Origin of the sequence: Kitasatospora cineracea, assembly GCF_003751605.1 — a bacterium.
Taxonomy (GTDB): Bacteria; Actinomycetota; Actinomycetes; order Streptomycetales; family Streptomycetaceae; genus Kitasatospora; species Kitasatospora cineracea.
The window spans coordinates 3,077,392-3,091,748 of sequence record NZ_RJVJ01000001.1 but is presented as its reverse complement, the minus strand read 5'-3'; the positions used below and the strand labels follow the sequence as shown (position 1 = coordinate 3,091,748).

The window sequence follows — 14,357 nt, the reverse complement described above, 5'->3', positions numbered from 1 at the left end:
AATGTCCGGCGTGCCGACGGGGGTACCCCCGCGACATAGCGTCAGTTAGACGATTACACTCGGGGGCATGCCGAATCTGCGTCTCGCCCTGTGCCAGATCGACCCCTGGGTCGGTGACCTCGCCCGCAACAGCGAGGAGGTGCTGCGCTGGTCGAAGCGGGCCGCCGAGTCCGGCGCCGACCTGATCGCCTTCCCCGAGATGGTGCTCACCGGGTACCCGGTGGAGGACCTGGCCTTCCGCGGCTCCTTCGTCGAGGGCTCCCGCGCCGCGCTGGTCGACCTGGCGGCGAAGCTGCAGGCCGAGGGCTTGGGCGACACCCCGGTGGTGGTCGGCTACCTGGGCCGCGGCGAGCCGGGCACCCGGTACGCCGGCAAGCCGCAGAACTGCGCGGCGGTGCTGCGCGGCGGCGCGGTGGTGACCAGGTTCGCCAAGCACTTCCTGCCGAACTACGGCGTGTTCGACGAGTACCGGTACTTCGTGCCGGGCGACCAGCTGACGGTGCTGCGGCTGCACGGCGTGGACGTCGCGCTGGCGATCTGCGAGGACATCTGGCAGGAGGGCGGCCGGGTCGCCGCCACCGGCCAGGCCGGCGCGGGCCTGCTGCTGTCGATCAACGGCTCGCCGTACGAGCGCGACAAGGACGACGTCCGGCTGGAGCTGGTCAAGCGCCGGGCCGCCGAGGCGGGCTGCCCGCTGGTGTACCTGAACATGGTCGGCGCGCAGGACGAGCTGGTCTTCGACGGCGAGTCGATGGTGGTCACCGAGCGCGGCGAACTGCTGGCCCGCGGACCGCAGTTCGAGGAGGCGCTGCTGGTCGTCGACCTCGACCTGCCGGCCGCGTCCGAGGACGGCCTGCCGGACGGCACGGTGCTCGCCGACGGCCTGAAGCTGACCAGGGTCGACCTGGGCGGCGCGCCCAAGGAGCGGCCCGCGCAGCCGCTGGAGCCGCAGGTCTCCGAGCGGCTGGACGACGAGGCCGAGGTGTACGCGGCGCTGGTCGAGGGCACCCGGGCGTACGTCCGCAAGAACGGGATGCGCTCGGTGCTGATCGGCCTGTCCGGCGGCATCGACTCGGCGCTGGTCGCGGCGATCGCGGTGGACGCGATCGGCGCGGAGCACGTGTACGGCGTCTCGATGCCCTCGCGCTACTCCTCGCAGCACTCCCGGGACGACGCGGCCGAGCTGGCCCGCCGCACCGGCCTGCACTTCCGCACGGTCTCGATCGCCCCGATGTTCGACGCGTACATGGGCGCCGCCGAGCTGACCGGCCTGGCCGAGGAGAACCTGCAGTCCCGGCTGCGCGGCACCCTGCTGATGGCGATCTCCAACCAGGAGGGGCAGCTGGTCCTGGCCCCGGGCAACAAGAGCGAGCTGGCGGTCGGCTACTCGACGCTGTACGGCGACTCGGTGGGCGCGTACGGGCCGATCAAGGACGTGTACAAGACGCTGGTCTTCCGGCTGGCCCGCTGGCGCAACGCGGCGGCCGAGGCCCGCGGCGAGGTGCCGCCGATCCCGGAGAACACCATCTCCAAGCCGCCGTCCGCCGAACTGCGCCCGGACCAGGTGGACACCGACTCGCTGCCCGACTACGACCTGCTGGACGCCGTGCTGGCCCGGTACGTGGAGGGCGACGAGGGCCGGGACGCGATCGTCGCCGCCGGGTACCCGGCCGAGGTGGTGGACCGGGTGGTGCGGCTGGTCGACACCGCCGAGTACAAGCGGCGGCAGTACCCGCCGGGCCCGAAGGTCTCGCCGAAGAACTTCGGCCGCGACCGCCGGCTGCCCGTCACCAACCGCTGGCGGCAGGGCTGACAGTGCGGGGCGGACGGGTTAGGGTGAGCGCCGCAGCACGCGTCCGGTCGAGGCGGGCGCGCCGGGCCGAGGAGGTGGGAGAGATCACCGTGCAGGTCGTCGAGGTGCTCCCCCGCCGCCGGGTCGCGGCCTGACCGGACGGGGAGCCCGCCAGGCTCTTCGAGAGGTCCCCGTGTCACTCCCCCCAGCCCTGCTCACCGACCGGCTGCGCGCCGCCGGGTGCGTCTTCGCCGAGGACGAGGCCCGGCTGCTGCTGGCCGCCGCCACCGACCCCGCGCAACTCGATCGGATGCTCGAACTCCGTTGCGCGGGGCACCCGTTGGAACAGGTGGTGGGCTTCGCCGAGTTCGCCGGACTGCGCATCGCGCTCGCCCCCGGGGTGTTCGTGCCGCGCCGGCGCAGCGAGTTCCTGGTCGAGCGGGCCGCCGCGCTGGGCCGCCCCGGCGCGGTGCTGCTCGACCTGTGCTGCGGCTCCGGCGCGATCGGCGCCGCGCTGGCCGCCCGGCTCGGCCCGGGCGTCGTCCTGCACGCCGCGGACGTCGACCCGGCCGCGGTGGCCTGCGCCCGCCGCAACCTGGCCCCGTACGGCGGCCTGGTCCACCTCGGCGACCTGGACGCCCCGCTGCCGCCCGCCCTGCGCGGCCGGGTCGACCTGCTGCTGGCCAACGCCCCGTACGTGCCGACCCGGGAGATCCCGCTGCTGCCGCCCGAGGCCCGCGACCACGAGCCCGCGACGGCCCTGGACGGCGGCGCCGACGGCCTGGCCGTCCAGCGCCGGGTCGCGGCCGCCGCCCCCCGCTGGCTGGCCCCCGGCGGCCGCCTGCTGATCGAGACCAGCGGACGCCAGGCCCCGGCGACCGCCGCCCTGCTGGCCGAACAGGGCCTCGAAGCGCACACGGAGCAGGACGAGGAGCGGGACGCCACCGTGGTGATCGGCGTCCGGTCCCGGTAGCGCCAGTAGCGCTAGTGGCGCTAGTAGCGGTAGTCGGCGGCCACCGCGAGGTGGTCGCTGGCGTCCGCCGGGAGGGTGCGGGAGTCGGTGGGGACCAGGCCGCCCTTGCTGAGGATCTGGTCGATCCGGGCGGTCGGGAAGGAGGCCGGCCAGGAGAAGCCGAAGCCGTCGCCGGCCGCGCCCTGGGCGGAGCGCAGCTGCGAGGTGATCGGGGCCAGGCTGCGGTCGTTCATGGTGCCGTTGAGGTCGCCGAGCAGCAGCACCTTGCGCAGCGGCTCGTGCTCGATCGCGTCGCCGAGGGCCTGCGCGCTGACGTCGCGCCGCCCGGCCGTGAAGCCGCTGTCGAACTTGACCCGGACCGAGGGCAGGTGGGCGACGTACACCGCCAGCGGGCCCTCGGGGGTGGTGACCCGGGCGCGGAAGGCCCTGGTCCAGCCCATCTTGATGTCGACCACGGAGACGCCGTCGATCGGGTAGCTGGACCACAGCCCGACGGTGCCCTCCACCACGTGGTACGGGAAGGCGGCGGCCAGCCCGTCGGCGTACACCGGGGCGGCGGACGCGGACAGCTCCTCCAGCGCGACGATCTCGGCGCCGGAGCCGGCGAGCATCCGGATGGTGCCCTGCGGGTCGTCGTTGGCGGCGGCCACGTTGTGGGTGAGCACGGTGAAGTCGCCGGGGCCGCTGCTCTTGTCGACCAGCAGCGCGCCGAACAGGTTCAGCCAGACCGCGCCGGGCAGCAGCGCGGCGACCACCGCCACCCCGGCCCGCCGCCACAGCGCGAGCCCGAGCAGCACCGGGACGGCCAGCCCCAGCCAGGGCAGGAAGGTCTCCAGCAGGCTGCCCAGGTTGCCGACCGCGTTGGGCACCTGGGCGTGGCACACCAGCAGGAGGGTGACCAGCAGGCCGAGCACGGTGAGCGGCCACCCGCGGCGCAGGCCGAACCAGCGGCGCAGCCCCTCCCGCCGGGCCGCGGCCCGCTCGTCCGACGCCGTCGCCACCGCCGGGCCGTCCGCCCGCACCATCGCCCGCTCCTCACCGCCGCACCCGGCCGGCCGTACCGCCGCCGGCGGCCCCGACCTGCCCCGATCCGATCCGATTCCCGGATCAGCCTATGACGGGATGGACGCGGCGAAGTGCCCGGAAAGTTCCGGTCCTGCGCCGGACGGGGCCGACGGCGGCGGTGACGGGGCGGTCAGTGCGCGGGGGACGGGGCCGGGCGGGCGCCGATGCCCTGGAGCGCGGCGTCGACCATCTGGCGGGGCAGGTCCGGGTCCTCCAGCGGGGAGTCGTCCCACAGCACGGTGCGCACCAGGATCGGGCCGATCAGCAGCTCGCAGAGCAGCTCGACGTCCAGGTCGGCGCGCAGCTCCCCGGCGTCGACGCCGCGCCGGACGATCTGGCGGACCATCTCGCGCCGGGGCTGCACCACCCGTTCCTGGTAGGTGTGCTTGAGCTCCGGCCAGGTGTTCATCTGCCCCAGCGCGGACTTGACGATCCAGCGGGAGCGCTTGATCAGGCCGCGCCGGCGCATGTAGTCGACGGCGTTGATCAGGTCGTCCCGGTAGGTCGGGCCGAGCAGCGGGGGCAGCGGCTCCTCCAGCCGGGCCACCACGTCCACCAGCAGGGCCTCCTTGTTGGGCCAGCGCCGGTAGATGGTGGCCTTGCCGACGCCGGCCTCGGCGGCGATCCGCTCGATGGACAGCTCGGACAGGCCGGTGCCGTCCTCCATCAGCTGCTCCACCGCGCGGTAGATCGCCTGCTCGGCGGCCTCGCTGCGCGGGCGGCCCCGCCGCGGAGCGTCCTGCTCCGCGGCGGGGCCGTGGCACGGCTGGAGCGGAGTTTCGGCGCTCGTCATGGCCCTATTCTCCACCCTCGCGATCAGACCTTGGCTGTACTCGCGCCGGAGCCGCTGCGGTCCTGCGGGCCGGGGGCCGGGGCGCCCGGGCCGCCGGGGGCGGCGACCTTGCCGGGCAGCAGGAGCAGCGCCAGCACCGCGCCGAGCACGGTGACGCCGGCCGAGACGCCGGAGACCACGTGCATGGCGTGGATGAAGGCGTCCTTGGCCGGGTCGACCAGGGCGGGCAGGTGGAGCTTCTCGGCGACGCCGAGGGTGGACTCGATGGACTCGCCGGCCCGGTCGCGGACCTGCTCGGGCACCGCGGCCAGGTGGTCGTCCATGCCGTTGCGGTAGACCGTGGACAGCAGCGCGCCGAGCACCGCGATGCCGAGCGAGCCGCCGACCTGGCGGAAGGTGTTGTTCAGCGCGGAGCCGGCGCCGGCCTTCTCGCGCGGCAGCGCGCCCATGATGGCGACCGTCACCGGCGGCATCACGTGCGCCATGCCGGTGCCCATCACGAAGCCGAGCACGATCAGCAGCCAGATCGGGCTGGTGGCGGTGAGGAAGGCGTAGCCGAGGAAGCCGGCGGTGACCAGCAGCATGCCGCCCGCGCAGGTGGCGCGGATGCCGAAGCGGTCGACCACCAGCCGGGCCCGCGGCGCGAAGACCAGCTGGGCGACGGCCAGCGGCAGCATCAGCTCGCCGGCCTCCAGGGCGCTGTAGCCGCGCACGCTCTGGATGTAGAAGACGCCGAAGAACGAGACGCCCATCAGCGCGAAGAACACGATGCCGACCACGCCGATCGAGGCGGAGAACACCTTGTTGCGGAACCAGGTGACGTCCAGCGCCGGGTGCCGGGTGTGCTTCTCGAACAGCACGAAGGCGACCAGCGCGAGCACGCCGACCAGGGTCGGGACCCAGGCCGACGGGTCGGTGAAGTCGGCCAGTTCGCCGCCCTTGATGATGCCGTAGATCAGCGCCACCAGGCCGACGATGGACAGCAGCACGCCGACCGGGTCGAGCTTGCCGGGGTTGGGGTCCTTGGAGTCGGGGACGAGCCAGCCCATCAGGCCGAGCGCCACGACGACGATCGGGACGTTGACCAGGAAGACCGAGCCCCACCAGAAGTGCTCGATCAGCAGGCCGCCGGTGATCGGGCCGATGGCGATGGCCAGGCCGACCGCGCCGGCCCAGATGCCGATCGCCTTGGGCTGCTCGTGCCGCTCGAAGACGTTCATGATGATGGCCAGCGTGGCGGGCATCACGAAGGCGCCGCCGAGGCCCATCACCGCGCGGTAGCCGATCAGTTCGCCCGGGCTGGCGGCCAGCGCGGACAGCAGCGAGCCGAGGCCGAAGACCAGCATGCCGGCCAGCAGCGTCCACTTGCGGCCGAACCGGTCGCCGAGCAGGCCCGCGGTGAACAGCAGGCCGGCGAAGACCAGCGTGTAGGAGTTGATCGCCCATTCCAGGTCGCTCTGGCTCGCGCCGAGGCCGACCGGGGCGGGGGTGGCGATGGTCTTCATCGCCACGTTGAGGATCGAGTTGTCGAGGACGACGACGAGCAGGGCGAGCACCAGGGTGCCCAGGATCCACCAGCGTCGGCGGTGTACGGCTTCCGGCACCCGGGATACCGGGGCAGCGGCGGTCGGCGAGGTCATACGGACAGCCTAGACCCCTTTCCAATACGAGACGGTCTCGTATCGGTACTCCGAGGCCAAGGAAAGGTAAAGACTTCCCCAAGCGCCCGCACCGCCCGCCGCCCCGCCCCGCGGACCCCGCCGGCCCGTCCGCCGCCGGGCGCGACCGGACACGACCGGGCTCCCGACTCTTTGCGCACGGCCCGCGGCGTGCAAGCATGGAGCCAGATCCGGGGACGCCGCACGGCGCCACGAGACGACACACACTTGGAGTCTGTTCGATGAACGCCTCTCCGCTTCAGCCTGCCCAGACGCAGGACGCCCCCGCCGGCACCACCCTCTACGGCGGCGTCACCAGCCGCCGGGTGACCGTCCGGGACCTCGCCAAGGCCAAGCGCAACGGCGAACGCTGGGCGATGCTCACCGCCTACGACGCCCTCACCGCCGGAGTCTTCGACGAGGCCGGCATCCCGGTCCTGCTGGTCGGCGACTCCGCGGGCAACTGCCACCTCGGCTACGAGACCACCGTGCCGGTGACCATGGACCAGATGGTGATGCTCTCCGCCGCCGTGGTCCGCGGCACCAAGCGCGCCCTCGTCGTCGCCGACCTGCCGTTCGGCTCCTACCAGGAGTCCCCCGCCCAGGCCCTGCACAACGCCGCCCGCCTGATGAAGGAGGCCGGCGTCCAGGCCGTCAAGCTGGAGGGCGGCGAGCGCAGCGCCCGCACCATCGAACTGCTCGTCGACGCCGGCATCCCGGTGATGGCCCACATCGGCCTCACCCCGCAGTCCGTGCACGCCTTCGGCGGCTACCCCGTCCAGGGCCGCGGCGACGAGGCCGCCCACCGGCTGCTGCGCGACGCCAAGGCCGTCCAGCAGGCCGGCGCCTTCGCCGTCGTCCTGGAGGCCGTCCCGGCCGAGCTGGCCGCGCAGGTCACCGAGCACTCCGCGATCCCCACCGTCGGCATCGGCGGCGGCCCCGGCACCGACGCGCAGGTCCTGGTCTGGACCGACTTCGCCGGCATGACGGCCGGCCGCGTCCCCAAGTTCGTCAAGCAGTACACGAACCTCCGCGCGACGCTCGCCCAGGCCGCGACCGAGTTCGCCGCCGACGTCCGCGAGGGCACCTTCCCCGGCCCGGAGCACAGCTTCAGCTAGGCCCGGTCCGGCCCGCGCACGCCCGTCCGCCCGCCCCTCCCCCGGGGCCGGGCGGACGGGCGTACTCGGCCGGGAGCAGGGGGAGTTGCTCCCGCCGGAGGACGCCCGGGCGGGGGAGGCCGGGGTCCGTCCGTGACCCGCGGGCCGAGCGAGGTGCGCATGCCCCCCGTCCGCCGAACCGGCGACGGCCCGGAAGGCCGGCGACCGCGGCGCCGGGCGGCCGGCCGGAACGGGCCGGCGGCTGTCCCCGCGGGCCCGGCACGGCACGCCGGTGGTGCACGTGGTCGCCTCGGTCGGCCGACCGGCCCTGATGCCGTGTCTGCTCGCCCTCGCGGTGCGGGCGCTGCCGGCGGACGACGCCGACACGGTGCGGACCGCCCACCGGGCGACGGCGATGCCGGGCGACGCGCCGGTCGTCCCGCTGAGCCCGACCGGCCCGGTGAGCGGGGTGGTGCCGGCGCTCGGCACCCGGTGGGGGCTGTTCCGGTTCCGCCGGGTCGCCGTCACGTTCCGGCTGACGCCGGCGGCGACGGCGGCCCCGATCTTCGCGCCCACCGCCCGGCTGCACGAGGCGGCGCGGGCGGCCGAGCGGCAGCCGACGGGTTCTGCCCCGGCCGTGGAGCCGGGGCTCCTGCGCCACAACCCGGTGATCGTCCCCAGCGTGGCCCTGCTGCTCCACCCGGCCGACGCGGTGCTGTCGGTGTTCGAGCCGCGGGGCGGCCGGCCGGAGCGGCGCCCCGCGCGCCGGCCGGTCTCAGCCCGCGGTGCCCGCGACGGGGCCGAGGGCGAGCAACTGGGCCTCGCCGTTGCCGACCGACCAGTCCTCGACGGTGTTCTCGGTCAGGGTGACGTGGACGTCCTCGGGCCGGACGCCGACGGCCGCGAGGTTCGCCGCGATCCGCCGGAACAGCTCCACCTTGAGCGGCCGGGGACGGCCCGCCACCAGGGTGATCTGCACGTACACCACGTCCAGCCGCCGGACGCCGAGGTAATCGGCGTCGAAGACCAGCTCGCCGGCGGGGTGGGCGGTGAGCAGTTGGAAGCGGTCGCCCGCCGGGATGCCGACGACGGCGACCAGGGCGTCGTGGACGCCGTCGGCGATGGCCCGGCGGAGGTCGGCGGGACGGGAATCGGCGAGGTCGATGCGCACCAAGGGCACGGCTGCTCCTGAAGGGGTGTGGTGGTACGGCGACTGGATGTTCGACGCGGATCGAACACCCGAACTGTACGATGGCCGTCGAACACCCGGCAAGGAGGAGCGCGATGCCCGCACGCGGCACGGAACCGGCACCCGCCGACCCGGACCTGGTCCCCCTGCAGGCGGCCCTGGACGCGCTCGCCGACCCGGTGCGCCGCCTCATCGTCCGCGCCCTGGCCGCGGCCCCCGACTGGACGCACGCCTGCGGCTCCATCGACCTGCCCGTGTCCAGGGCCACCCGGACCCACCACTTCACGGCGCTGCGCGCCGTCGGCCTGCTGGAGCAGCGCGACGAGGGCGCCCGGCGCCTGAACCGGCTGCGCCGCGAGGAGTTCGACCGGCGCTTCCCCGGCCTGCTCGCCCTGGTCCTGGCCGAGGAGCCCGCCGAGCGCTGACGGGGACTCCCGCCGGCCGCCCCCGGCAGCCCGCTGTCATCCCCCCTGACAGCGGGCTGACAGCGTCGTGACAGCCGCCCCCGGCACGGTGGTTGCCATGACACGAATCGAGCGGAACGCCGTGGAGGTCCACGGCATCGTGAAGCACTACGGGGAGACGAAGGCCCTGGACGGGGTCGACCTGACGGTGCGCGAGGGGACGGTGCTCGGGCTGCTCGGGCCGAACGGCGCCGGGAAGACCACCCTGGTGCGGGTGCTGTCGACGCTGATCAAGCCGGACGCGGGCACCGCGTTCGTCGGCGGGTACGACGTCCTGCGCCAGCCCAAGCAGCTGCGCCGCACCATCGGCCTGACCGGCCAGTACGCCTCGGTGGACGAACTGCTGTCGGGCTACGAGAACCTCTACCTGATCGGGCGCCTGCTCGACCTCTCCGGCAAGGAGGCCAAGGCCCGCGCCGCCGAACTGCTGGAGCGCTTCTCGCTCACCGAAGCGGCCAGGCGCCCCGCCAAGGGCTACTCGGGCGGCATGCGCCGCCGGCTCGACCTCGCCGCCTCGATGATCGGCCGCCCCAAGGTGCTCTACCTGGACGAGCCCACCACCGGCCTGGACCCGCGCACCCGCAACGAGGTGTGGGACGAGGTGCAGCGGATGGTCGGCGAGGGCTCGACCGTGCTGCTGACCACCCAGTACATGGAGGAGGCCGAGCAGCTCGCGCACGCCCTGACCGTGATCGACAAGGGCCGGGTGATCGCCAACGGCGGCATCGAGGAGCTGAAGAAGCGGGTCGGCGGGCAGAGCCTGCAGGTGCGGCCCGCCGACCCGGCCCAACTGCCGGAGATGGCGCGGGCGTTGCAGGAGTCCGGCATCCCGGCCACCTTCTCCGCCGAGTCCGCCCTGCTCTCGGTGCACCTGACCGACGAGCACCAGCTGACCACCGTGATCGGGGTGCTGGGCACCCGCGGCTTCGGGGTGGCCGGCATCGACACCAAGCTGCCCAGCCTGGACGAGGTGTTCCTGACCATCACCGGCAAGTCCGCCGCCCCCGCCCGGAACCGTGACAAGGAGCCCGTCGCATGAGCACCGCCACCCTGACCCCCGCGCCCGCCGCGGCCCCCGCCGGCGCCGACGACACCCGGATCGGCCTGCGCGGCAACCTGCGCCACCTGGGCGCGCTGACCCGCCGGAACCTGATGCGGATCAAGGCCGACCCGGAGTCGATGCTGGACGCGCTGCTGGTCCCGGTCATCATGATCGTGCTGTTCGTCTACGTGTTCGGCGGCGCGATGGCCGGCGACCAGCACACGTACATGCAGTACATGGTGCCCGGCCTGCTCGGCACCACCGGCCTGAACCTGGCGATGGCGCTCGGCACCGGCCTGAACACCGACTTCCAGACCGGCGTGATGGACCGCTTCCGCACCCTGCCGATCGGGCGCTCCGCGGTGCTGCTGTCCAAGATGATCGCCGAGACGCTGCGCGCGGTGGTCGCCTTCGCGGTGCTGATCGGCTTCTCGATGGTCCTCGGCCTGGACGTCGCGGGCGGGCCGCTGAAGCTGCTGGCCGCGGTCGGCCTGTCGCTGGTGTTCGGCTCCTCGCTGATGTGGGTGTCGATGCTGCTGGGCATGTCGCTGCGCAGCGCCCAGGCGGTGCAGGGCATGTCGATGCTGGTGATGATGCCGCTGCAGTTCGGCAGCTCGATCTTCGCCAAGCCGACCAGCATGCCGGGCTGGCTGGAGGCGTTCACCAAGCACAACCCGCTCTCCGCGCTGGCCGACGCCTGCCGGGCGCTGATCAACGACCAGCCGGTCGGCAACTCGGTGCTGACGGTGCTGATCTGGGCCGCGGCGATCACCGCGGTGACCGCGCCGCTCGCGGTGGCCCGCTTCCGCAAGCGCACCTGACGGTGGGTCAGGCGGCCCCGGCGCGGAACGGGCCGGGATCGTTCAGCAGGGCGGACGCCTCGCGCAGGGTGAGGCGTCCGCCCTCCTCGTACGCGGCCAGGTACGCGTCCGCCCCGAGCAGCTCGCGGGCCGCGGCGGCGCACCGGGCGTGCTCGCTGCGCTCCATGAACGAGCCGGGCATGCCGCTGATGCCCTCGTGGGCGCCGAGCAGGGCGGCGGCGCGGCGGGCCGCGGCGGGCTCGCCGTACGCCCGGGCGTACTCGACCAGGGCGCCGGCCAGCGGGGTCATCAGCATCATCGCCATGTGCTCGACGAAGATGGTGGGGCCGCCCTCGATCTCGGTCATCGTGCGGCGGCCGGCCCGCATCAGCTCCAGGCCGGCGGCCGGGTCGCCGGAGCGGGCCACCACCCAGCCGCGGATGCAGCGGACGATGCCGGCGAACACCGAGGGGACGGGTCCGCGCGCGCCGGGGTCGGCGGGCAGCTCGTCGAGCACGGCCAGCGCCTCGGCGTACTCGCCGCGGCGCACCGCCAGGTTGCACAGCACCAGCCGCCCGTACATCCGGGCGCCCTCGGCGTCGGTGTGCTCCCCGGAGGCGTCGGCGACCGCCTCGCGGACCATCCGCTCGCCGGCCTCCGGGTCCCGTTCGGCCAGCACCTCGCCGAGCCGGGCCCGCAGCATCGGGACCTCCTGGTGCGCGCCGAGCTGGGTGGAGAGCTCGATGGCCTGCCGGAAGGCCGCCTCGGCCTCGGCGGCGTCGCCGGACTTGGTGGCGTTCTCGGCCTTGCCGGAGAGCGCATCGGACATGCCCCAGCGGTCGCCCTGCGCGGTGTAGAGGGCGAGCGCCTCCTCGCTGTCGGCGATCGCCTGGTCCAGCGCGCCGGCCAGGTCGTTGAGCAGCCGGGCCCGCAGCTGCAGGGCGAACGCCAGGTCGAGCGGGTCGCCGTGGACCCGGGCGCCGGCCACCGCGTCGTCCATCACCTCGCGGGTGCGCTCCATCTCGCCGGTGAGGAAGACGGTGAAGATCCGGGCGAGCACCGGCTGCCGGTAGGACTGCGGCAGGTCGGGGGTGTAGGCGGCCAGGATGCGTTCGGCGGTGTCCAGCGCGCCCGAGCTGTGCAGCGTGCTCATGTCCCCGGAGAACAGGCTGATCAGCCGGAGCAGGCCGAGCTGGCGGCGGGCCTCGTCGAGCAGGTCGGGCGGCATCGGCAGCGGGGCGTCCAGCGGGTTGGCGGTGAGCGGGACGGGCGTCGGGGCGCCGTCGGCGTACGGGTCGGGGCCGAGCGCGGCGACCGCCTCGTACCAGGTGCGGGACTCGGTGCGGTAGTCGCGCAGCAGCCAGTAGCCGGCCATCGCCAGCACCAGGGCCAGGCCCTCCTGCTCCTGGCCGGTGTCGACGGCGCGGCGCAGCGCGGCCCGCAGGTTCTCCTGCTCGCGGTCGAGGCGGGCGAGCTCGTCGAGCTGCCCCGGGCCGTGCAGGTTCAGGTAGGCGGTGCGGGCGAGCTCCCGGTAGTGCCGGGTGTGCCGGTCGGCGGTGTCGGGTTCGGCGGCCTCGGCGAGGCGTTCGGCGGCGTACTCGTGGATGGTCTCCAGCATCCAGTAGCGGGGCTGCTCGCCCAGCCCGGCCACCAGCAGGGACTTGTCGACCAGCGAGAGCAGCAGGTCGGCGACCTCCTCGCGGCGCACCAGCGCGCCGTCGGCGACGACCTGTTCGGCGGCCTCCAGGGTGCAGCCGCCGGCGAACACCGACAGCCGGCGCAGCACGGCGCGCTCGCGCTTGCCGAGCAGGTCCCAGGACCAGTCGACGACGGCGCGCAGGGTCTGCTGGCGGGGCAGCAGGGTGCGGGAGCCCGCGGTGAGCAGGGCGAACCGGGAGTCGAGGCGGTCGGCGAGCTGGCGGGGCGTCAGGCCGCGCAGCCGGGCGGCGGCGAGTTCGATGGCCAGCGGCAGGCCGTCGAGGCGGCGGCACAGCTCGGCGCAGGCCGCCGGGTCCTGGTCGGTGCGGAAGCCGGGGCGGGCGGCGGCGCCGCGCTCGGCGAGCAGGCGCAGCGCGGACGGGTCGGGCAGCGGCTCGACCGGCAGCACCCGCTCGCCGGGGACGCCGAGCGGTTCGCGGCTGGTGGCGAGCACGGTGACGCCGGGGCAGTCGGCGAGCAGCCGGTCGGCGAGGTCGGCGGCGGCCTGGACGACGTGCTCGCAGTTGTCGAGCAGCAGCAGGACGCGGCGGCGGCCGAGGTGGTCGACCAGCCGGGAGACCGGGTCCTTGCGGCCGCCCTCGATCGCCTCGGCGACGGCGCCGCCGGTGTGCAGCACGGTCTCGCGCAGGCCGAGCGCGGAGGCGACCGCGTCGGGGACGGCGGCCGGGTCCTCCAGCGGGGCGAGCTCGATCTGCCAGACGCCGCCGGGCCAGCGGGCGGTGTCCTGCTCGATCCGGCCGGCCTCGACCGAGAGCCGGGTCTTGCCGGAGCCGCCGGGGCCGGTCAGGGTGGTGAGCCGGCCGGCTGTCAGGGCGTCGGCCACGGTGGCGAGTTCGCCGTCCCGGCCGACGAAGCTGGTCCGGCCGGGGCGCAGGTTGCCGGTGGCGGGGGCGGCGGCCGGGGGCGCGGGGACGGGTGCCGGGGCGGGTGCCGGGGTCGTGTCGGCGGTGAGCAGTTCCCGGTGCAGGGCGCGCAGTTCGGGGCCCGGGTCGGTGCCGAGCTGGTCGGCCAGGGTGCGCCGGACCTCCTCGTAGCGGCCGAGCGCCTCGGCGGTGCGGCCGGCCGCCCGCAGGGCGCGCAGCTGGAGGGCCTGGAGCTGTTCGTCGAAGGGGTGGTCGCGGCAGAGTTCGGCGAGTTCGGCGGTGACCTCGGCGGTGCGGCCGAGGGCGAGGTCGGCGGTCAGCCGGTGCCGGCGGGCCTCCGCGCGCTGGGACTCCAGCCGGGCGGCGGGGGCGGTGCGGTCGGGCAGGTCGGCGAGCGCGGGGCCGCGCCACAGGGCGAGCGCGCGGGTGAGCTGCTCGGCGGCGGCGGCCGGGTCGCCGCCCTGCAGGGCGCGGGCGCCGTCGGCGGAGCGCTGCTGGAACTCGGCGACGTCGGTGCGCGGGTCGGTCAGCCAGTACCCGGCGGGCCCGGAGCCGATCTCGGCCCGGCCGACGGTGCGGCGCAGCCGGCCGACCAGGGTCTGCAGCGCGGCGGCGGCGTCCTGCGGCGGCTCGTCGGCCCACACCTCGTCGGCGAGCAGTTCGGCGGGTACGGGGCGGCCCTGGCGCAGGGCGAGCGCGGCCAGCAGGGCGCGCAGCCGGGCGCCGCCGAGCGCGACCGGGGTGCCGTCGTCGTGGTGGGCGGTGGTGGTGCCGAGGATGCCGTAGTGCACCCGCCCATTCTGGGGGACGCGCCACCGCCCCGGGGCGCACACCCGTGCGAAGGCCCCCGCCGGGCGGGCCGGGGCGGCGGAACGTCCGGTCGCTCCCGTACGTTCACCCGG

Annotated in this window: 11 protein-coding genes; 6 read left to right on the top strand and 5 right to left on the bottom strand. The window is 74.9% G+C overall.

Features of this window, described 5'->3' with window-relative positions:
- Positions 1 to 67: 67 nt before the first annotated feature.
- Positions 68 to 1,813: an NAD+ synthase gene (locus EDD39_RS14135; RefSeq protein WP_123556052.1), complete on the top strand. Its 1,746-nt coding sequence runs from the start codon at positions 68 to 70 to the stop codon at positions 1,811 to 1,813.
- Positions 1,814 to 1,985: 172 nt separating this feature from the next.
- On the top strand, positions 1,986 to 2,765 hold the full coding sequence (locus EDD39_RS14130) for a putative protein N(5)-glutamine methyltransferase (RefSeq protein ID WP_208765498.1): 780 nt from the start codon (positions 1,986 to 1,988) through the stop codon (positions 2,763 to 2,765).
- 20 nt (positions 2,766 to 2,785) lie between these two features.
- Here EDD39_RS14130 and EDD39_RS14125 read toward each other — a convergent pair whose 3' ends face one another.
- The 3 genes from EDD39_RS14125 to EDD39_RS14115 all read right to left on the bottom strand — a co-directional run bounded on the left by EDD39_RS14125 (position 2,786) and on the right by EDD39_RS14115 (position 6,263).
- The gene (locus tag EDD39_RS14125) at positions 2,786 to 3,790 is read right to left on the bottom strand and encodes an endonuclease/exonuclease/phosphatase family protein (RefSeq protein ID WP_123556050.1); all 1,005 of its coding nucleotides are present in this window, start codon (positions 3,788 to 3,790) and stop codon (positions 2,786 to 2,788) included.
- A 170-nt stretch (positions 3,791 to 3,960) separates the two neighbouring features.
- Complete coding sequence (locus EDD39_RS14120; RefSeq protein WP_030460728.1) at positions 3,961 to 4,623, bottom strand: TetR/AcrR family transcriptional regulator; 663 nt, start codon at positions 4,621 to 4,623, stop codon at positions 3,961 to 3,963.
- Between the two features lie 23 nt (positions 4,624 to 4,646).
- Positions 4,647 to 6,263: an MFS transporter gene (locus EDD39_RS14115; RefSeq protein WP_123556048.1), complete on the bottom strand. Its 1,617-nt coding sequence runs from the start codon at positions 6,261 to 6,263 to the stop codon at positions 4,647 to 4,649.
- A 260-nt stretch (positions 6,264 to 6,523) separates the two neighbouring features.
- Here EDD39_RS14115 and panB point away from each other — a divergent pair, with 260 nt between their 5' ends.
- Positions 6,524 to 7,399, top strand: a complete 876-nt coding sequence (panB, locus tag EDD39_RS14110) for a 3-methyl-2-oxobutanoate hydroxymethyltransferase (protein WP_123556047.1) — start codon at positions 6,524 to 6,526, stop codon at positions 7,397 to 7,399.
- 754 nt (positions 7,400 to 8,153) lie between these two features.
- Here panB and EDD39_RS14105 read toward each other — a convergent pair.
- A complete protein-coding gene (locus EDD39_RS14105; RefSeq protein ID WP_123556045.1) occupies positions 8,154 to 8,558 on the bottom strand; it encodes a tautomerase family protein in 405 nt (134 codons plus the stop codon).
- Between the two features lie 104 nt (positions 8,559 to 8,662).
- On the opposite strand from EDD39_RS14105, the gene EDD39_RS14100 reads away from it, so the two are divergent.
- The 3 genes from EDD39_RS14100 (at position 8,663) to EDD39_RS14090 (ending at position 10,894) form a co-directional block, all read left to right on the top strand.
- Positions 8,663 to 8,992 (top strand): ArsR/SmtB family transcription factor, encoded by a 330-nt coding sequence (locus tag EDD39_RS14100; RefSeq protein WP_123556043.1) that lies wholly within the window; start codon positions 8,663 to 8,665, stop codon positions 8,990 to 8,992.
- Positions 8,993 to 9,089: 97 nt separating this feature from the next.
- Positions 9,090 to 10,070 carry an ATP-binding cassette domain-containing protein gene (locus EDD39_RS14095; protein WP_123556041.1) on the top strand — a complete coding sequence of 327 codons (981 nt, stop codon included), beginning with the start codon at positions 9,090 to 9,092 and terminating at the stop codon, positions 10,068 to 10,070.
- Positions 10,067 to 10,894, top strand: a complete 828-nt coding sequence (locus EDD39_RS14090) for an ABC transporter permease (RefSeq protein ID WP_123556039.1) — start codon at positions 10,067 to 10,069, stop codon at positions 10,892 to 10,894. Before EDD39_RS14095 ends, EDD39_RS14090 begins: the two co-directional genes overlap by 4 nt.
- A 7-nt stretch (positions 10,895 to 10,901) precedes the next feature.
- On the opposite strand, the gene EDD39_RS14085 is transcribed toward EDD39_RS14090, so the two are convergent.
- Positions 10,902 to 14,246 carry an ATP-binding protein gene (locus EDD39_RS14085; protein ID WP_123556037.1) on the bottom strand — a complete coding sequence of 1,115 codons (3,345 nt, stop codon included), beginning with the start codon at positions 14,244 to 14,246 and terminating at the stop codon, positions 10,902 to 10,904.
- Between the last annotated feature and the right edge of the window lie 111 nt (positions 14,247 to 14,357).